The organism is Methanomicrobia archaeon (genome assembly GCA_016930255.1).
Classification (GTDB): domain Archaea; phylum Halobacteriota; class Syntropharchaeia; order Alkanophagales; family Methanospirareceae; genus JACGMN01.
Genome location: JAFGHB010000011.1, coordinates 1 through 19,702, shown reverse-complemented (window position 1 = coordinate 19,702; position 19,702 = coordinate 1). Strand labels below are relative to the sequence as shown.

Below are 19,702 nucleotides of genomic sequence, written 5' to 3'. Positions count from 1 at the left end.
ATGGTTCAACACTAAAAGGTATCATAGAGGGATCAAAGCCATACCAGCATCACTTTATACCGGGTAGTTTCAAAGTTTACTTAACACGTAGGCACGGCTTTGCTCCAAAAGTCACTTTAGCTCCTAAAGTATGTCGTTTGCTCCAAAAGTGCCATTTACGCCTGAAGTCAAAAAATGCGAGTAATGGTGATTTATGATCGTCTGGAAGTGACTCCGCAAATGAAAAATCAGAAAAATAAACTCTTTAAAACGCCACCTAATATCACTAATAATATCCCTATAATTATTTGTTCACCTATAGTTTTCATGTCCTTTCCCCTCTCTGTATTCTTTATTCTATTTTCAAACTCCAAAAGTGAAGCTTTTCTTTTTAGCACTACCTCATAATAACCTTTGAGTGTTTTCATATGATTGACATAAGTTCTAAAATTATCATAATTGGGATTGCCTACATCTTTATTTAGCCTTATTATTGCAATGTCGTTATCAATTTCTTCAATTTCCGGTCTTATAGACTCATAATATTCTGGAAACGCTGCTTGATATGTCTCTGGTGAAAAACCATCAACTTCATTAGCAATATATTTCCTTAAAAAGAGTGTTGTTTTATCTAGCGAATCAAATCCCGCTCTATAAACATGCCCAAAGGCTTTATTCAGATGTAATTTTATATATCCTTCATCTTTTTCTCGCTCTATTTGGAAATATGATGCATACACTCGCATCAAATGGTCAAAAGCATTTCGCAATTCGTTAAGAATTTGTATATCAGCTTTTTTATCTTTATCTATTTCTTCACTAAATATTACTATCTCTTTCACCACGATATAAAGTTCCGTGAGATCTCTTAAGCTGCCTTCAACATCTTGAACAAGAGTTTTCATAATCTCGGATTTCTTAGGGTAGTTTTACTTTCGATAAATCTTCTATAGTCTTTGCACGTTCTTCATCAGTGTAGAATAACCCTGTAGAAATCCTCACGCTACCTCTATATCTTCTTGTGAGTGCTTTAGTTAGTTCTCTCTCGTCATCATCTATTTTTGGTTTAACAAAATCCAACTCCAAAACATCTTTATCTATAATATGCCCCACATCCCTTCTAAACTCTTCTAAGATCCCCATGGCCGCTTTTTTCACCCCCTTCTTCTACCCCCACAATCTGCCTTTTTACTCTCGCTAATTTATGAAAATTCGGATCTAATTAAGTTATTTTCGCTTTTCGCAAGAATTATATAGAAAACCCCCATCTATATATTAACTACACAGAACATCGCGGTGCTGATCCATAAGATTCCGTTTTTGCTCCTAAAGTCATCCGATTTTTCAACTTTAAGAGCAAAGCCCGTAGGCACTGTTCTAAGCGTTCATAATCGCTATTTCTGCTATTTATACTTTTTAGAGCATATTTAAATAAATAAACTGATTTTAAACTTTAAAAGGATAAAAGAAGCAGTATTAGCGCTTATAAAAGCTTGGAGGTTGTGAAGGGTGCCCGTTGTACTAACCCCTTGAATACGAATATTGATACTATGGAATCGAAAAACTCGTTAGGTTAAGTAGGCTAGAAGTAATTGGTTCTGAAAGAAACTTTGGATTGTAGTCTGTGAACTGCCCCCCCCTATCGCCAACGAATGGTTCTCTAATCACACACTCTGTGATAGGATTCCGTCCGCACCTCCGCATACTTCCCCATCTCTTCAAGCAATGGATGCCCTTCCCACCTGCTGTCGTAACAAAACACGAATTTTACAGCTCTATTGAGCTTCAGCAGTTTTAATACATTCTGTAACGCAACCGTCTTCGCTTCCTCGTCTATGTGCGCAGGTATTTCCGCCTGACCCGCCGGATAACTTTCCTTCAAGCCGACGGGAAGCGGTCCAAACGGCGGTTTCACGAAGAATACGTGGTCAAACGTCTCTTCTTCGGTAAGAGCTGTTTCTTTAGGTATTGTAGTTATCAAGACGTTTCCTGATAACGTGAACCGGTCCAGCCGGTTGGAATAGCGCAGCACCTCGGGTCTGTGTGCGGAACACTCGCTGAGATAAAAGAACGGATGCTTTGTCGCGGGATCGTATTTCTCGATCAACGCAGCGTATTTCGTCATTTGTTTCAAGCCATTCAACAACGCGGGATAGGCTCTGCATCTTCGCTCACAGAGCTCCCACAGGTTCCGCTCCACGATACTCTGCTTCACTATCCGCATCTCCTCGAACGTAACCCACAAGTTATGTGCGGCCAGCAAATCCGCGTCGTCCTGAACCTCCTTCACGCTGTATGAAGAGCAGACAGGACACGAACAGGGTAGATACTGTAAATCGTTCACTTTCCTCGTGCCATCGCCCGTTATGTATCGCTTACCCTTTGCGTAGAGCGCATACGCAGCGGAATCAAAGAGATCGCAACCCAGAGCAACCGCTAACGGGAAAATAATGGGGTGCCCCGCACCGAAGAGATGAACAGGGGCATTCAACGGCAAATTCCTCTTCGACGCCATGATTAGATCCACCAGCGTATCAAAGCTGTAAGATGCCAGCAAAGGCACCACACCACCGATCGCATAGATGTCGAAATCAAGGTCCGCAGCACGCCGTGCGCTCTCTTCCCGCAGGTCAACAAACGTGGAGCCCTGCACCACGCCGGCAAGCAGGTTATTCTGAACGATCCCGCGTGCCTCTTGCAGCCTTCGCAAAGTCTCCTCTAAATCGTCCTTCGCTCTTCTTATCTTCACATAGGGCGGAGTGGGGATGTCCAACGGCACGCAAACGTCAGAGCCGATACGCTGTTGAAACTCCAATATGTCCCTGTTGCTCACCTCAACGTCTTTGTACTCGTAGAGTTGGTACGAGCCCGAATCGGTCATAATGGGCAGGTCACAGCGTAAAAGCGAATGGAGGCCGTGGTTAACCGCTTCTTCGTGCAAAGCCGTGTTCCGATAGATTATATATGCATTGGTAATGAGGATCTCGGCGCCGTACTTCTTCATGTCCGCAGCCGCGAGGGTCATGAGATTCGGGTTTATCACCGGCATAATCGTCGGCGTCTCAACGACTCCGTGTGGCGTCTGTAGCTTTCCTATTCTCCCCATTAAGTCCTTATGTCGTATTTCAAAGGCAGTCATAGTCCAACCCCTGTCGTGAGAACGCGTGACGCACGTGCTTGGTCATTAATTATTGAGCGCTAGTTTTAGTTTAGTATACAATCATAACGTGTGAATAAAAATCTAGAGAAGCAAATGTGCCCACAGCAATCTTGTTTATTTGGACGGTTCACGTAAGTAACGTATATTTAACTATTTCCAGCATCAATTCTTCTTGTGGGAGGTCGTTTTGGCTTTTACATCACAGACAAGAATGAACAAGAACGAAGAGATAAACCGGATCTGTGAAGCGGTCATAGAGCGGATAAGACCGGATGAGGATGAGCAGAGGCAAGTGAAAGCCGTAACAGACCTTATAATCACTAACGTAAACGAAAAGGCGTCAGAGATGGGCTTAGACGCGCATGCTATCTCCGTAGGCTCAACCGCACGAAATACGTGGTTACGTGGCGAGACGGACATCGACGTGTTCATCATGTTTCCCGAGGACATGTCAGAAGAGGATTTAAAGGAGCAGGGGCTCGCACTCGCAACGAGCATTTCTGAGCGATATGAGGAGCGGTATGCCTCGCACCCGTATATACACGCGTACTTTTACGATGCGGAACTAAGAACGAAGTATGGAGTGGACCTGGTGCCCTGTTTTCTGGTAAAAGACGCGTCTGCTTTGAAATCAGCGGTTGATAGGACCCCGTTTCATAAGGAGTACATCACGAACCGGATCACGGGACTTGCCGATGACGTGCTCCTGCTCAAGCAATTTATGATGCGGTTGGGGATTTACGGCTCCGAGCTAAGGCGGAAAGGGTTCGCGGGCTATCTCTGCGAATTACTCGTTCTGCACCACGCTTCGTTCGAAAAGCTCTTGATCGCCGCCGCTCAGTGGCACTACGGTGAACGGATCGATATCGAAGGAGAGGGGACGTACAAGGGCGAGGGAAACGATCCACTCATCGTGATCGATCCCGTGGATCCGAACAGGAACGTTGCGGCTGCGGTATCCGAATACTCCTTTTGCCGATTCATCGATGCCGCACGGGCTTTCCTGGCTGACCCGCGCATGGAATTCTTCCTACCCCGGGAAGCAGCCCCACTGCGTGCGGATGACTTTGCAAAACTCCTGAACGAGCGCGGAACGGAGATGGTGATGGTCGTCTTTGATGCGCCCGATGTCGTTGAGGATATTCTCTTCCCGCAGTTACGAAAAGCAGAAGCATCGGTCACGAATTTTATAGAACGACACGGCTTTGAGGTGTACCGGAGCGATGTGTGTACGGAAGCAGAGAAAGCGTTTTTAATCTTCGAAATGCTCGTGTGGTCGCTTCCTAATGTAAAAAAGCATTTTGGGCCGCCAGTTACGTCGAGATTGCACGCAGAGAAGTTTAAAGAGAAATACGCAGCATCGCATCAGATGTTTATCGAGAATGGAAGGTACGTCGTGGAAGTCGAGCGGAAGTATACCGATGTGGTCAGCTTGCTGAAGAACGAACTGAGGTCGTGCAGCTTGGGCAAAAACGTAGCAAAATCGATAGATAGGAGATATGACGTTCTAAGGAACGAAGAGATACAGATCACTGAAGGGTTGGGGGATTTCTTCAGTAAGTATTTTCGGGGGATTTAACCTCAGTTATGAAATTAGTGAACTTCTTTCGTTTATATCCGTCATTTCGATCGAGAAAATATCCGTCATATCCCAGCAAAGCGAGAAAAATTCGTTGGATTAAGCAAATTGTTTTTTCATAAAAGTCTAATAACTCTTTGGGATCCATTTTTTGGATACCCCTATGAGTTATTTGATTCCGTATTTTTGCTATCATGTTTATATCCCTAAATAGATCGTTGTGAATAATCTGCAAATCGTCTAAAAGCCGTAAAAGACTGCTTGTGAAACTAATTCTATTAACTCCTTTCAAATTAGCATAAATTTCTGCTCTTATTCTCTTATGCTCAGCAGTATCTTTGTCTATTCCATTCTCCTTCAATATTTCTTTCATATTTTCTTTCAAATTAGGGTAAATTTTATCACTAAAAAACGCTTTTTCAAGTATGTACTCTTCAGCGATGATTTTATTATATCTATCTTTCAAAAGTTCAAAACAGGTGCATGCCATGAGATATTTGCTTTGGAGTACTCCACTAATTAATGAATCGAGGTACCATTCAAGAGCAATATTAAAATCATATTTTTTTAGAACATCAGAATATTTTGCAAAAGTATTTGATATGAATTCACGAACATCCTCCCAATCCTGTATGAGAGGCTCCCCAAGGTTTGGAGTCTTTGTTTTTAGATCTAACAGTATCAACTTCTTAGTTTCAAATTCGTCTAGATCGCTTGAATCTGTAGGCTTTGAACAAATTCGGATTGAACAATAAGATAGATAAGTGCTCTGTGCCAAGGACAAAAGCTCGAGGATTTTGGCGACGGTTTCATCGACTTCTTTAAAATATGACTCAAATGAGTCAAATTTGCTAATATTCTCTGCCTTAATATTGATAACCCCCGATAATAACGGGGTTTTAAAAATCTTCATTTTCTCTATAACTTCTTCGTGATCTTCCAACTTCGATAAAGTTATCTTTCCGATTCCTGTTTTGATATACCCAGAATTTAGACGTCCTAAGTCAATATTGATAATGCCATATTCAATAAATAGTTGGTCTTCTGGAGAAATTATGTCGTAAGAGAGCTCTACTTCTTCGGCTGAAAACTTTAAGTCAACTTTGGCCCCAAGAGTATGGATTCCGTCCACCCAGATATGTTTTATAGATACTTTCTCTCCATTTCTTGTGTTGCCTTCAAAATAACAATCGTGAAAATTTTCTGGAATGTATTCATCAGCACTCTTATTAAAATTTGATTTTATCATTCTCCCTTCAATAATACGACAATCTTTCAACTGCGATTGCGTAAGAAAGTCTTCATCTCCGAATCCAGAAAGCGTGCACTTACCTGATATTTTCCCGGTGTCTATTTGTTCTACTTCAAATTCAGCAGGGAAATTTTTATTCAAATTCGCATTGATTAAATACCCTTTTCCTTCAATTTTCATTCTCTTCACGTTCCACTTCGGGAATCATCTTTTCAACCGGGTATTTACTTGCAAAAGGAAGTTTTTTGATAAACTTCTCTTTCAAAAACCGCTCTCCTCATACCCAAACGCGGCCTTCAATATAGTGTCCTCTTCAAAATGCTTTCCCACCAACTGCAGCCCGATAGGCATGTTGTTTGAAACACCGCATGGAATCGATAGCGACGGCACACCTGCCAGATTAACCGAAACGGTATTGACATCCGCGAGATACAACGACAGCGGGTCTTTTATCCGCTCGCCGAGCTTGAAGGCAACAAACGGCATCGTCGGCATCGCTAAGATGTCGTGTGTCTTCAACGCATCCTCGAATTCGCGTTTGATCAGCGTCCTTACTTTGAGCGCTTTCAGGTAATACTTACCGTAATAGCCTGCGGAGAGCGCGTACGTGCCGAGGATGATCCGCCGTTTCACTTCCTCGCCAAAGCCTTCGCCCCGTATCTTCGAGAACGTTGTATGCCAGTCCTCGTCCTTGCCTTCTCGCAGTCCGTATCGGAGCCCGTCAAACCGCGCGAGATTGGATGACGCCTCGGACATCGCAATGATGTAATAGGAAGCAAGCGCGTATTTCAGGTTCGCCATCCGTATCTCCTCGTAGGTCGCACCTAACTCCTCGAATCTGTGGACTGCGTCCCATACGGACTTCTCAACGTCCGGCGAGCAGCCTTCGAGAAAATCCCTCGGCACGCCGATCCTTAAGCCTTTTAGCTCGTCACTGACATTTTTCGTCCCGTTTAACCACGAGCAGCAGTAGTTCGTCGGTGCGTTGTTCTTGAGCTTCACCTGTGTACTGTCCCGTTCATCCTTCGTCGAGATTACTTCCAAGAGCAGCGCGGTATCTTGTACGGTTATTGCCATCGGCCCGATCTGCTCCAGCGAATTCGCGTACGCAATGAGTCCGTACCGCGAGACGAACCCGTACGTGGTTTTCAGACCGACGATACCGCAGAATGATGCAGGACACCTGATGGAGCCCCCAGTATCCGAGCCGAGCGCGATAACGGCCTCTTCTGCTGCTATTGCCGCAGCACTACCGCCCGACGAGCCGCCAGGTACTCGTGTGAGATCGTGCGGGTTCTTCGTCGGCCCATAATAACTCGTCTCCGTCGACGTGCCCATGCAGAACTCGTCCATGTTCGTCTTCCCGATGAGTATCGCGCCTTCCCGCTTCAGTGCCTCAATGACCGTCGCATCGTACGGAGGCACGTAGCCCGTGAGAATCTTTGATGCGCACGTGGTTTGGAGACCCTTCGTGGAAATGCTGTCCTTGATAGCAATGGGCACGCCGAGCAACTTTTTACGTTGCAATTCCTCTTCTTCTCGTCGTTTATCCACCTCGCGTGCGGTTTTAAGTGCGTTCTCTTTGTTTAACGTTATATAGCAATTCAAGTCACTTTGCGCTATTCGTTCGTAGAGTTTCGCGAGTATTTCCTCACAGGATAGATCCCCGCTTTTTATCCCCTCTACGACTTCGGTTGCTGTTGTCATGGCTCTTGTATAGCTATTTGGATTAGTTTTATATACCAATAATTACACTTCTTTTATAAACTCTTGTGGATTGGCTGTCGAATGGAACGCATGAAGACGAAATCGCTGTGCCCGCACTGTCACAAAGTCATTGATGCGGACGTGTATGAGGAAGATGGCAAGATCTTGATGAAGAAGCGCTGCGAGGAGCATGGCGATTTCACTGACGTTTATTGGTCTGATGCTGATCTTTACAAGAAATTTGCACAGTGGAGCTTGAATGACGACGAGGCTTCTGCGGGCATTCAAAATACCGAGCGTGTTAAGGGCTGCCCATTTGATTGCGGGCTCTGCCCGGAGCATAAAAGCTCGACGATGCTTGCACTGATCGACCTCACGAATCGGTGCAACCAGCGCTGTCCAACCTGTTTCGCCAACGCCGCAGTCGCAGGATATCTCTACGAGCCGACACTGGATCAACTGGAGGACATGATGAAGCTGCTCCGGAGTGAAGTGCCTCCGTGCCATGCGATTCAGTTCGCCGGTGGCGAGCCTACCATACGCGAGCATTTCGTTGAAATTGTTGACATGGCACGTGACCTCGGCTTTTCACATATCCAGGTGGCGACGAATGGCGTAGCAATGGCAAAGAGCGTGGAGTTCTGTCATGAGCTGAAAGAAGCAGGCTTGCATACCGTCTATCTGCAGTTTGACGGGGTGACCGAAGAGCCGTATAAAATATTACGAGGCTACACGGCGTTACAAACGAAGTTAAAAGCAATTCAGAACTGCTGGCAAGGCGGCATAAAAAGTGTCGTACTCGTTCCCACGCTTATGAAAGGCGTGAACGATGACCAGATAGGCGATATCGTGCGATTTGCGGCGAAGAACTTACACATCATAAAAGGAGTAAACGCGCAGCCCATCTCGTTCGAGGGCCGAATGGACGAGGCAGAGCGAAACAAAGGAAGAATAACGATTCCGGATTTCATCAGGCTGCTGGAGGAGCAAACAAACGGCGAAATACCCCGTGAGAGCTTCTATCCCGTGCCGTTTGTGCTCCCGATCTCGTACTTCATAGAGGCGTGGAAAGGCATCCCACAATTGGCTTTCACGGTTCATCCCCACTGCGGTGCGGCAACTTACGTGTTTGTTGAAGACGGGAAGTTTCTACCGATAACGGAGTTCATTGATGTCGAAGGATTCATGGAGTACTTGAAGGAGAATGCCCACGAGATAACCAGATCGAAGATAGGTAAAATAAGAGCGACTGCAGGACTCGTATCAGCGATACGGAGATTTATCGATAAAGATAAGGCGCCCGAGGGCTTTGATTCCTTGGCCTTGCTCTCCAATATCTTGGGTATAGGAAATCGAGAAGCCGTTGCCGAGTTCCATCGTAATGCGCTTTATATCGGCGCAATGCACTTTATGGATCCGTATAACTTCGATTTGGAGCGGGTTAAGCGCTGTGGGATACATTACGCCACGCCGGATGGGCGGATCATTCCTTTCTGTACCTACAACGCCCTTCACCGACCGTCAGTAGAGAAAGCGTTTTCTAAGCCGCTTCTGAACCCGAAAACGGACGTGGACTGAATGAATCACTGATTTTCGCCGTGTTCAACAAACGGTGCTTCCAGTAGCTTTAAGTAGAACTAAGAACAAGTATAAAAGTGCCCCTTTCGAAGAGTAGTTTGACCTCGCTGACCAAAGTGAAGGATGATTGCTATGGCAAACGAGGGGCGACAATAAAGCCGTATTGCACGGTCCCTGCGGTAGCCATAATTCACGACGAGGGCGATGACCGTAAAGAGGCAACCACAATACGGTACATCATTAAGTACGCATAAAGTTTATCAGCGATTTCATCTTGTTAAGAAAGTAACAGATAGAGAGATGCAGTGAGGAGGTATAAGAATGGAAGAAGGAAAAGAGAAGGAGAGCACGGCTGTGAGCGCTGAGGAACAGGAGATGGCGCGGATACGAGAAAAGAAGTTGCATGAGATGGAAGAGCGGGCAAAAGCGGAGAAAGAAGGGAGAAAATCTGGTGGGGCTGTTATAGACCATCCTGTGACGATTACTGACGGTACGTTTGTAGAAATGGTAAAGAAACATCCTATGGTCGTCGTGGATTGTTGGGCGGCTTGGTGCGGCCCGTGCCGAATGGTAGCACCGATCATAGACGAATTAGCAAAGGAATATGCGGGTAAAATCGTGTTTGGAAAGCTGAACGTGGATGAAAATCCCCGAGTAGCCACGGAATTTGCGATAATGGCTATACCCACAATCTTCATCTTTAAGAATGGCGAGCCTGTGGACGTTGTCCAGGGCGCTATGCCAAAGCCGTATTTTGAAGCGAAGCTGAAAGAATGGTTGTGAAACCGTTTGAAAAGGAAGGTTTGAAGGAAATAGAAGTTGTGAAGCGGTTCGCCGACATTGGATTCCAGATACATCCAGAGGCGATCGCTCTGCTCACGCACTACGATGGTAACGGTAAAAGCGCATGGCAGTTCGATCTCGGTGCGATCGCGGAGGAAGTGGCGAGATCGATAGACCCGTCAGTTTGTGTAATTTCGCCAGAGCAGATTGCAAATTTTATCAATCGCAGTAACGGTGTACGCATTGATGCAGAGGGAGCGGTTGGAGAGCGGTTGCATGATGAAGTGCCGGCTATAATACTCTCGTTCTCCGAGCATGATCAAGCTGCGGATCATAAAGAGTTCTTACCGCATTTCGTTGACCGCTACGAACGACTGAGCGGACTGATAAAGAAGCGGTTGAAATGCGGGCAGATACGGTTCTTAAGAAGTGGCATGGGGGGTGACGAGACCTCCGTAGTGGGGATCGTCTCGTCCGTGAACAAAACGGCAAAAGGTAATCTCCGGGTGGATTTGGAAGACCCCTCGGGGAGTGTATCGGTCATTGCATCACCGCAAGAGGAGATAATACCCGATGAGGTCATCGGCGTCACTGGCTTTTTAGCCAATAGCGGGTATTTTATCGCTAATCGGATATCCTATCCCGATGTGCCCCTCCCCTATACAACGTCGCAAGCGCCATTACCTTCTGCGGGAAATGGCGGGCAAAGGAACGAATCTATGTATGCAGTATTTATATCTGATATGCATGTGGGCAGCGACACCTTTCTGGAAGATGCATGGGCGGGGTTCCGGTCCTGGCTGAGAGAGAAGGCCGAGCAGATAAATATCGCGTATCTGATAGTTGCAGGTGATATTGTCGATGGGATCGGGGTATTTCCGGGCCAAGAGGAAGAGTTGTCAGTTACGGACATAGAGGAGCAGTACCGGATAGCCGCGGGATATTTCCACGAGTTGCCGTCACGTATACACGTAGTGGTGGCGCCGGGGAATCACGATGCGGTACGAGGTGCGGAACCACAACCGCCCCTGCCAGAATATCTCAGGAAGTTCTTCCCCGATAATACGCATTTCGTGAGCAATCCGGCGTGCATACAAATCGGCGGACGGGTGGTCTCGATCTACCATGGCCAATCGTATGACGATTTCGTCAGCTCGGTCGCGAGGCTGAGTTATTCGAAGCCGGAAGACGTGATGATCGAGATGCTGAAGAGGCGGCATTTCGCGCCCATATACGGCGGCTCCGTCTCCATCGCTCCGAACGGGCGTGATTATGGTGTTATCGAGCAAGTGCCGGACATACTCCACTGCGGGCATACGCACACCGTCGGTATCGCTAAATATCGGAACGTACTCCTTATCAATTCGGGAACGTGGCAAGCGCAGACGCCGTATCAGAAGAAGCGGGATATAACGCCTGTTGCTGGCTGTGCAACGGTTGTTGAGCTTGGGTCGATGAAGGTGAAGGTAATGGACTTCGGAAGTAGTAAAGCAGGTGCGTAAAGACGATGGGTCGTGGCGGCGTAGTGACACGGAGCGATAGAATGAAGGACTTCGCAGTGCGCAGAGCGAGGAGCGTATTCGGCTGGCTGCGCGGTATGGCGTACGAAGAATACGAGAAATTGCTGGAGGACGAGATAGTAGCGCGCAAGCTACCCGGGCACGTGGCGATTATCATGGATGGCAACCGCAGATACGCGCGCAAGCTCGGGATTTCCACGGAGAGGGGCTACTACTACGGCGCGGAGATAACGGAACGTGTAATCGAATGGTGCTTTGATACCGGCGTGAAACAGCTTACGCTCTATGCCTTTTCTATAGAGAACTTTAACAGGTCGGAAGAGGAGAAGGAGAAGCTCTTTGGGCTCCTGCGCACGGAATTCGAGAAGCTCAGTGTTGATGAGCGAATGCACAAGAACGAAGTGCGGATGAAGGCGATAGGAAACGTCAATCTGCTGCCCGAATCGGTAAGAGCAGCGATAAGAAAGGCCGAGCAGGCAACCGCGCATTATACCAGGTACAAATTGTTCATTGCCGTTGCGTATAGTGGCAGGCTGGAGATCGTTGATGCGGTGCGTATAATCGCGAGCCGGGTCAAAAAAGGATCCCTGACTCCGGCGGAGATAACTAAAGAGACGATTTCGAGGCATTTGTACATCAGCCAAATAGAAGGTGAAGATGACGCCGCGGATTCGGACTCGGACTCGCAGACGAGCGTGGATTTGATTATACGAACGGGCGGCGAGGTGCGAATAAGTAATTTCGTGCCGTGGCAGGCGTTGGGGAACGAGTGTGCCGCGTACTTCTGCGCGCCGTTCTGGCCGGAGTTCCGACGTGTCGACCTCCTCAGAGCGATACGAACCTATCAGGAACGTGAAGAGGAGAGGCAGCAATGCCGCGCTTCTCGAATACTGCTGTTAAAACGGCTCTTAGATCGGAAGGCGTCATCGAAAGAAGTAAAGAGGGTAAATTAAACGTTTTTGGAGTGTGAGAAGTTTATGAGAGCTTTTATCGCCGTTGACCTCTCAGAGGGGATACGAAACAGAATAGCTGATTTAGAGAGAGATTTCGCGCAGTTAGGACTGGAGGGCACGGTGAAGTTCGTGGATCCGAGCCTGGCGCATCAGACGGTAAAATTCCTCGGCGATGTCCCGGACGATAACGTGGAGCAAATTACTGCCGCACTGGCTGGGATAAGTCAAGGACCGTTTGAGATAGAACTGCGCGGTGTGGGCTTCTTTCCCAAGGCTTCGTTAGAAAAAGCACGGAACATACGGGTTATCTGGGTGGGCATGAGCAGCGGGAAGGAGCAGTTGAAGGCGTTGCAGGAGGAGGTGGAATCGGCAATGTACGCGTTAGGCTATCCGCTGGAGCGGCGGTTCAGTGCGCACGTTACGCTCTGCAGAGTGAAGCGGCCGTTTCGGTCCAAGGGCGAACTGCGCCGGGTGCTGACTAAGATCGAGGAACTGCACGATGCAGAACTGGGGAAGATGCAAGTGGCCGAGTTGAAATTAAAGAAGAGCACGCTAACGCCGAAAGGGCCGATTTATGAGGATTTGTACGTGAAGAGGCTGGGGGGATAGACAATGGCAAAGCCCCGGAAGGGTATGACCTTACTGGACTTCTTGCATGCGCGTACTGTTGGCGGAGAGGAGGAGGAGAACTGCAGCTTTGCACCCGATAATGAGAGAGGACGAAAAGAGCTCGAAGACGAGAAGGAGGATGAGCCGGCGCTGAAAGCGGAAGAGGTAGGAGGAAAGGATTCGCCGCGCATCTACACCGTCTACGAGGTCACGAGCCACATAAGATGGATATTAGAGGAGGATAAAGAGCTGCGGGACGTGTATATAAAGGGCGAACTCTCGAATCTCAGCCAGCCGACGTCCGGGCATTTGTATTTCACGCTCAAGGACGAGCTTTCGGAGTTGCAGTGCGTGATGTTCCGGGAGAAGAACCGCGGACTGAAGTTCGTGCCCGAGGACGGCATGAGCGTGATTGTCCGGGGCCGTATAAGCGTGTACGAGAAGCGGGGCCGGTACCAGTTGTACGTGGATGAGATACAGGAGGCGGGCATCGGTGCGCTCTATCTTGCATTCGAGCAGTTGAAGAAGAAGCTGAAGGAGGAAGGGCTATTTGACGCGGTGTATAAGAAACCAATACCGAGTTTCCCACGCCGAATCGGCATTATCACGTCGCCGACGGGCGCGGCTGTTCGGGACATGCTAAAGATAACGAAGAAACGATTCCCGCACGTGCATATTCTGCTGGCGCCCGTTGCCGTGCAAGGTGAAGAAGCACCCACGCAGATTGTGCAGGCGATCCAACTGATGAACCGGTACAGTGCGGAACGGGAGCGACTAGACGTGCTGATCGTGGGCAGAGGCGGCGGCTCGATCGAAGAGCTCTGGGCGTTCAACGAGGAGTGCGTCGCGCGTGAGATCTTCTCTTCTGTGGTCCCGGTGATCTCGGCGGTGGGGCACGAGACGGACTTCACGATCGCGGATTTCGTGGCGGATAAACGTGCCGCGACACCGTCGGAAGCCGCGGAGTACGTCGTGCCTGATAAACGCGAGATCAATAAGAACTTGCGATCGCTGGAGTTGCAGATGCGGCAGAACGTGTTCAAAGCGATAGAATACCAGCGGCGGCGGTTCGAGAGCCTGGAGAAGAGCATTCTGTTTAGAAAGCCGACCGAGCGGATAAACCAGTATCGGCAGACGGTGGACGAACTGAAGCGGACGATGGTTGCGGAGCTTACGCACCGTGTAACGCTGCAGCGTAAGAGCGTGCAAGCGTTTATGGGTAAACTGGACGCATTGAGTCCTCTGGCGATTCTCGACCGGGGATACAGCATCTGCTCGAAATGGCCCGAAGGGACGATTGTACGGAGTGTCGCGGATATTTCGGTCGGTGATGCACTCAAAGTATTGCTAAAGGACGGAGAGGCGGTTTCAGAAGTGAAGCAGAAGGAAGCAAAGCAGCATCAATAAAAGAGAAGGTATATCATCAGATTCTTTCTTGATCCCGAGCTGCGGAATAGCCACAAGACCGAAAACCTTTTTATATCGAATGGTATAACAATACATGTCGGGTAGCCGCTATTTTACCTCCGCTTTTACCCGCCTCAAAAGAGAAGCATGCACACACGCAACTCGGCGCGGGGCGCTGCACCGTCCCGCGCTGGCTTTGTGCTGCTCTCTGTAAACCCAACCTACCCCACGCCGCAAACTGCCGGGGCGCCGAGCATCGCCCGCCGAGCCACATGGACGAGATAACAAAACTGATAAAAGACCTGATACGGTTACTTCAGACTATCGCTGAAGAAGATTGTGAAACGCTGGAGCGAATAGCCCTAAGAGAGCTAAAAGGAGTCGGGCCCGTGGTTTATCGCGGACTATCCGCTTTACCAAGGGTCGTAGCAACAAAACAGCATGGGCTTTCGAAAGGGTTTTCGGTCGGTTTTTAGTCCTTCGAGACCATCACTTCGGACGCTTTGATCACTGCTTCCACGTTATCGCCCTCTTCGAGCCCGAGATCGTCCGCCGCCTCTCGCGTGATCATCGAGGTTATCGTTGCGGGTCTCGAGATCTCGATCTTTACCGAAGCGGCAACCTCGCCTATCTCTATCCCCTTCACCACGCCTTTAATTCTATTACGTGCACTTAATGGCATCTTCCTCTTCCCATGCCTCCAGGTAATAATCCAGCATCCTCGTTAAAAAGCGTTTCGGTCTGACTGCCCGCGAAAAAACGAAAGCTTTTTTATACCGAATTGCGCAAGAGCATATCGCGGGGGTGCGAATGATGGCTCGTCTTTGCAACTGTCTTGATCTGCTGTTTATAAAGGGCGTTTATTTAGAAACTTCAAAACAATCCCTGAGAAAAACCACACCCTTTTTATATTGATATGAATATCTATGCATATCGATTGGTGAGATAAGATGGATAGAAAGAGGAAAATAATAGCTTTAATCGTTATAGTGGCAATTGCAACGACAACGATGCTCGCCGGGTGCATCAACGAAGAAACACCAGCGACCACACCAGCATCGACGGAAGCATCAGACGGCACAACATCACTCATGGTCTACTCCGGCGCGGGCATGAGAAAGCCGATGGACGAGATTGGAACGGTTTTTGAAGAGCAGTACGGCGTGAAGGTGGAGTACAACTACGCGGGCTCGAACGCCTTGCTTAGCCAGATGGAGCTGACGCAAGCGGGCGATTGCTATATGCCCGGTGCAACCAAGTATATTGACATCGCGACCGAGAAAGGGTTCATTGATTACACGCAGAACATCTGCTATCACATACCAATAATTACGGTGCCCAAAGGTAATCCCGCGAATATCACCTGCCTGGAAGACTTTACACGGGATGATGTGAAACTTGTGTGGGGCGATCCCCAGGCCGCGGCAATCGGCAGTACCGGTGTGAAGATCCTGGAGAAGAACAATCTGTATAATTCCACGTGGCCGAACGTGATCGCGACCTTACCGACCATGAACGAGGTGATGATGCAGATCGCAATGGGCCAAGCGGACGCGTCGGTCAACTGGTGGGATACGGTCAAATTCGTGGACGAGATCGATGTTGTTGAGATACCCAAGGAGCAGAATATCATCAATATCGTTCCAATAGGGCGAACCACGTTCTCAGAGCACCCGGAAAACGCGCAGCAGTTCGTCGATTTCGTCGCCTCAGACGAGGGGAAGGCGATCTTCACGAAGCACGGGTTTATCACCTATCCGAACCCTGAGTACGAATAGGTCCATGCCTGCGGATAGAACACCGAGAAGGCACTTGCTGACTGAGCTGACGATGGCGAGAGAGCAGAAAGGCCGTGAGGAGGAGATACGGTATCGGCCGATCGGCGTCATCCATACCGGGTTCCGAGACAAACAGGAAGCGCCCATCCAGGGTGTCTTTGGCAAAGAATCGAAGGGTGAGGTGGAGGTCTTCCCCGAGTTCGCTGCGGGCCTCAAGGACATCAAGCACTTCTCGCACCTCATCCTTATTTACCATTTTCATCGTGCCGAGGGCTATGCCCTAATAACGAAACCATTCTTAGAGGAAGAAGAGCGGGGAATCTTCTCCGTACGCCATTTCAAGCGGCCGAATCCGATCGGGTTGTCCGTGGTCAAGCTGGAAAGCGTGAAGAAGAACGTATTGGAGATTAGTGAGGTGGACATCCTGGACGGCACGCCGCTCCTCGACATCAAGCCGCTCGTGCCACTCTTTGACCATCGCGCGGATGCGAGCAACGGGTGGCTGGGAAACCCGCGGTTGGATATGCGTAAGGGCAAAGCGGGCAGGCATCGTCGTGAGTGAATGAGGAACGGAGCAAAGGGAAGATGCTGAAAGAGTTACGAGAAGAGAAGGTCAAGATCATCTCGATTCTCGCGAGCTTACTGCTCACTGCCTTCATACTCACGCTGATCATCTGCATCGTTACGCACACCACCGGGCAGGCGTTGGCTGGGAGCATGCTCACCGCAGAAATCCGGTTTGCTATTGAGCTGAGCTTGCTTACCTCGGCAACCTCGACGCTGCTCTGTATCGCTATCTCGATACCGGTGGCCTACGCGCTCGCCCGCTACGAGTTCCGCGGGAAGAGCTTGATCAATACCATACTCGATGCGCCACTGGCCTTGCCGCCCCTGGTCGCCGGTGTGGGGCTCCTGATCCTCTTCGGCACGACGGACTTCGGAAAGGGGCTCGCCGAGCAGGGGATCGTCTTCGTCTTCACGCCGCTCGGCATTGTGATCGCGCAGTTCTTCGTCAATGTGCCCTTCATGTTCCGGATTCTCAAGGGCACGTTCCAGGGCATCAACCCACGCTACGAGCACGTAGCCAAGACCCTGGGGTGCACCGACGGCCAGGCCTTCTGGCGGGTGACGCTGCCAATGTCGAAGCACGGACTCCTCGCGGGTTCGGTAATTACCTGGTCGAAAGGCATCGGTGAATTCGGCGCGGCGCTCATGCTCGCCGGGGCAACACGGATGAAGACCGAGACCTTGCCCATCTCGCTGTACCTGAACATGTCATGCGGGGAGCTCAGCCTGGCCATCGCCGCTGCCACCATACTCATTGTGATTTCGCTCGTCTCACTTTTCGTCTTCGAGCGCTATGGAGGGTTTGCACGTGTGTTTTAGATCGGTTCGAGTGATAGGAGCGGCTAAAGAGAGATGATACGAATAGAGGGTGTTTCAAAAGATCTCGGTGAGTTCTTCTTGCGCGATATCTGGCTCGAGATCAACGATGACGAGTACTTTGTCATCTTAGGTCCGACGGGTGCCGGGAAATCCATTCTGCTGGAAACTCTCGCCGGGATCTTCCGGCCTGACAGAGGCAAAATATTCGTCGACGATCGGGACATCACACATATCCCGCCGCGTGAGCGAAACATTGGCATGGTCTATCAGGATTATACGCTCTTTCCCTTTCTGACCGTTGAGGAGAACATTGGGTTCGGCTTGAAAACGCGCAAACTGGAGAAGAGTGCGATCAAGCGCAAGGTGGATGAACTCACCTCGTTACTGGGCATCGAGCATCTCGGGCACCGGTATCCCGGGACGCTGAGCGGCGGTGAGCAACAAAAGGTAGCCATCGCTCGCGCGATCGCCATCGAGCCCTCGATACTCCTATTAGATGAGCCGCTCTCCGCGTTGGATTCCCGAACGAGGGATTATCTGCGTGAAGAGCTGAAACGGGTAAAGGCGGAATTCGGGATTACGATGGTGCACGTCACACACGACCAGACGGAGGCGTTGGTGCTTGCCGACAGGATAGCGGTGTTGATGCAGGGGCAGTTGATGCAGGTGGGGACGCCGTACGAGATCTTCAGCAAGCCGCAGACCGAGGAACTGGCCGATTTCGTCGGGATCGAGAACATACTGCGCGGTGTGGTTCAGCGCACGGAGAACGGGGTGGCGGAGATCGAGGTCGAGATCCACGGGAAGATCCGCGCGGTCTCTGAGATCCACGAGGGCACAGTGAAGGTCTTTATACGGCCCGAAGACGTCCTCCTGTGTAAGAGTAGAAGCGAGTGCAGTGCCCGAAACGTCATGAGCGGTCGAATCACCGATCTGCAGGACATCGGCCCCTTAACCCGCGTGATCCTGGATACCGGCCTCGTTTCGCTTATCACCAAGCAATCCCGCGCTGACCTCAAACTTCAGCAGGGCGACGCGGTCTTTGCAACCTTCAAGGCGACCTCGGCGCATGTGGTGAGCGCGTGAGGTGAATGATCGTGGTTTTGCGATCACCACGATCGCTCGCAGATGAGCGAGCCCTAGCCTCTCGGGAGGTATGGAGATGAATGGAATGAAATGAATCCCGTGAAGATTATTGTGCGGCGGGGGTAGCCCCGCCACTGATCGAAGTCGCAGCGCTCTTTGAGCAGCAGCGCGGAATCACCGTAAAGGTGGTTGCTGGCAAGGCGGATGCGTTGATAAGACAGGCAACGGAAAAGAAGGAAGGCGATATTCTCGTTCTCGGCGCGGAACACGCGATGGATCTAGCGGAAAACGATGCCGTGATCAGTAAGTCGAGCAGGAGGACCATTGGCTATAGGCGATCCGCCTTACTCGTTCAGAAGGGAAATCCTAAGAGCATCGCGGGCCTCGGCGATCTTACGCAAAGGGCGTAAGTATTTCGGTCTCCATCTCAGGCTGTCTTAAGGGGTCTGGGACGACATCACCGCACAGGCGGGCATCACGGACGCCGTGCGACGGAACATCACCGTTTTCGCGGACGGCTGCATCCATCTGATCCGGACAATCAATCTCAAAGAGGTGGACGTCGCGTTTGGCTGGAACGTCTTTGCCCTCATGCATCCCGCCACCATCCAGGCAGTTGAGCTGCCCCGAGAGCTGCAGATTCGGAGGAGCACGGCTGCTGGAATGTTTACCTTCGCGGCGAGTCTGGCTGAGGCTGAAGAAGTCCTCGCATTCCTACGTACAGATGAGGCGAGAGCGGTCTACCGTAAGTACGGATGGGAGTTGTAGCGACCGCTCAGTGTTACGTGGTCTGCTACCTGTTGATTCGCGACACTTCGAGTCATCAGTGGACACACTGACTGTAGAGTACGATTATTATTTCGTTTTGCTTTTTTAACGTTACTCATACCACTTGTCCTCCTTCAGGAACAGGCCGAGAATCGCT

At 49.8% G+C, this 19,702-nt stretch carries 21 protein-coding genes; 15 read left to right on the top strand and 6 right to left on the bottom strand.

Annotated elements, in window-relative coordinates; translation table 11 throughout:
- Positions 1-227: 227 nt before the first annotated feature.
- The 3 genes from JW878_01730 to tgtA all read right to left on the bottom strand — a co-directional run bounded on the left by JW878_01730 (position 228) and on the right by tgtA (position 3,118).
- A complete protein-coding gene (locus tag JW878_01730) occupies positions 228-884 on the bottom strand; it encodes a hypothetical protein (protein ID MBN1761785.1) in 657 nt (218 codons plus the stop codon).
- A gap of 13 nt (positions 885-897) precedes the next feature.
- On the bottom strand, positions 898-1,122 hold the full coding sequence (locus tag JW878_01725; protein MBN1761784.1) for a hypothetical protein: 225 nt from the start codon (positions 1,120-1,122) through the stop codon (positions 898-900).
- 517 nt (positions 1,123-1,639) lie between these two features.
- On the bottom strand, positions 1,640-3,118 hold the full coding sequence (gene tgtA / locus JW878_01720; protein ID MBN1761783.1) for a tRNA guanosine(15) transglycosylase TgtA: 1,479 nt from the start codon (positions 3,116-3,118) through the stop codon (positions 1,640-1,642).
- Positions 3,119-3,350: 232 nt separating this feature from the next.
- On the opposite strand from tgtA, the gene JW878_01715 reads away from it, so the two are divergent.
- A complete protein-coding gene (locus JW878_01715; GenBank protein MBN1761782.1) occupies positions 3,351-4,718 on the top strand; it encodes a CCA tRNA nucleotidyltransferase in 1,368 nt (455 codons plus the stop codon).
- Here the strand turns inward: JW878_01715 and JW878_01710 are convergent.
- Complete coding sequence (locus JW878_01710) at positions 4,693-6,150, bottom strand: hypothetical protein (GenBank protein ID MBN1761781.1); 1,458 nt, start codon at positions 6,148-6,150, stop codon at positions 4,693-4,695. The genes JW878_01715 and JW878_01710 overlap by 26 nt on opposite strands.
- Positions 6,151-6,231: 81 nt before the next feature.
- Positions 6,232-7,677: an Asp-tRNA(Asn)/Glu-tRNA(Gln) amidotransferase subunit GatA gene (gene gatA, locus JW878_01705; protein ID MBN1761780.1), complete on the bottom strand. Its 1,446-nt coding sequence runs from the start codon at positions 7,675-7,677 to the stop codon at positions 6,232-6,234.
- 90 nt (positions 7,678-7,767) lie between these two features.
- On the opposite strand from gatA, the gene JW878_01700 reads away from it, so the two are divergent.
- The 8 genes from JW878_01700 to JW878_01665 all read left to right on the top strand — a co-directional run bounded on the left by JW878_01700 (position 7,768) and on the right by JW878_01665 (position 15,003).
- Positions 7,768-9,255, top strand: coding sequence for a radical SAM protein (locus tag JW878_01700; GenBank protein ID MBN1761779.1), 1,488 nt, complete (start codon positions 7,768-7,770; stop codon positions 9,253-9,255).
- Between the two features lie 77 nt (positions 9,256-9,332).
- Positions 9,333-9,509, top strand: coding sequence for a hypothetical protein (locus JW878_01695; GenBank protein ID MBN1761778.1), 177 nt, complete (start codon positions 9,333-9,335; stop codon positions 9,507-9,509).
- Positions 9,510-9,717: 208 nt separating this feature from the next.
- On the top strand, positions 9,718-10,038 hold the full coding sequence (trxA, locus tag JW878_01690; protein MBN1761777.1) for a thioredoxin: 321 nt from the start codon (positions 9,718-9,720) through the stop codon (positions 10,036-10,038).
- On the top strand, positions 10,029-11,540 hold the full coding sequence (locus JW878_01685) for a DNA-directed DNA polymerase II small subunit (protein MBN1761776.1): 1,512 nt from the start codon (positions 10,029-10,031) through the stop codon (positions 11,538-11,540). The genes trxA and JW878_01685 overlap by 10 nt, the downstream gene beginning before the upstream one ends.
- Positions 11,541-11,545: 5 nt before the next feature.
- Positions 11,546-12,511: a di-trans,poly-cis-decaprenylcistransferase gene (gene uppS, locus JW878_01680; GenBank protein MBN1761775.1), complete on the top strand. Its 966-nt coding sequence runs from the start codon at positions 11,546-11,548 to the stop codon at positions 12,509-12,511.
- A gap of 24 nt (positions 12,512-12,535) precedes the next feature.
- Entirely contained in the window at positions 12,536-13,120 is a 585-nt protein-coding gene (gene thpR, locus JW878_01675; GenBank protein ID MBN1761774.1) for an RNA 2',3'-cyclic phosphodiesterase, read from the top strand.
- A 24-nt stretch (positions 13,121-13,144) separates the two neighbouring features.
- Positions 13,145-14,527 (top strand): exodeoxyribonuclease VII large subunit, encoded by a 1,383-nt coding sequence (locus tag JW878_01670; GenBank protein ID MBN1761773.1) that lies wholly within the window; start codon positions 13,145-13,147, stop codon positions 14,525-14,527.
- A 272-nt stretch (positions 14,528-14,799) separates the two neighbouring features.
- Positions 14,800-15,003 (top strand): hypothetical protein, encoded by a 204-nt coding sequence (locus JW878_01665; protein ID MBN1761772.1) that lies wholly within the window; start codon positions 14,800-14,802, stop codon positions 15,001-15,003.
- Here the strand turns inward: JW878_01665 and JW878_01660 are convergent.
- Positions 15,000-15,209: a TOBE domain-containing protein gene (locus JW878_01660; GenBank protein ID MBN1761771.1), complete on the bottom strand. Its 210-nt coding sequence runs from the start codon at positions 15,207-15,209 to the stop codon at positions 15,000-15,002. The genes JW878_01665 and JW878_01660 overlap by 4 nt on opposite strands.
- A 268-nt stretch (positions 15,210-15,477) precedes the next feature.
- On the opposite strand from JW878_01660, the gene modA reads away from it, so the two are divergent.
- The 6 genes from modA to JW878_01630 all read left to right on the top strand — a co-directional run bounded on the left by modA (position 15,478) and on the right by JW878_01630 (position 19,545).
- Positions 15,478-16,305 carry a molybdate ABC transporter substrate-binding protein gene (gene modA, locus JW878_01655; protein ID MBN1761770.1) on the top strand — a complete coding sequence of 276 codons (828 nt, stop codon included), beginning with the start codon at positions 15,478-15,480 and terminating at the stop codon, positions 16,303-16,305.
- Positions 16,306-16,357: 52 nt separating this feature from the next.
- A complete protein-coding gene (gene tsaA / locus JW878_01650) occupies positions 16,358-16,867 on the top strand; it encodes a tRNA (N6-threonylcarbamoyladenosine(37)-N6)-methyltransferase TrmO (GenBank protein ID MBN1761769.1) in 510 nt (169 codons plus the stop codon).
- 23 nt (positions 16,868-16,890) lie between these two features.
- Positions 16,891-17,691 carry a molybdate ABC transporter permease subunit gene (modB, locus tag JW878_01645; protein MBN1761768.1) on the top strand — a complete coding sequence of 267 codons (801 nt, stop codon included), beginning with the start codon at positions 16,891-16,893 and terminating at the stop codon, positions 17,689-17,691.
- 33 nt (positions 17,692-17,724) lie between these two features.
- Positions 17,725-18,777, top strand: a complete 1,053-nt coding sequence (locus tag JW878_01640) for an ATP-binding cassette domain-containing protein (GenBank protein ID MBN1761767.1) — start codon at positions 17,725-17,727, stop codon at positions 18,775-18,777.
- Positions 18,778-18,911: 134 nt separating this feature from the next.
- Complete coding sequence (locus tag JW878_01635) at positions 18,912-19,187, top strand: substrate-binding domain-containing protein (protein ID MBN1761766.1); 276 nt, start codon at positions 18,912-18,914, stop codon at positions 19,185-19,187.
- 76 nt (positions 19,188-19,263) lie between these two features.
- A complete protein-coding gene (locus JW878_01630; GenBank protein ID MBN1761765.1) occupies positions 19,264-19,545 on the top strand; it encodes a substrate-binding domain-containing protein in 282 nt (93 codons plus the stop codon).
- The last annotated feature ends 157 nt before the right edge of the window (positions 19,546-19,702 follow it).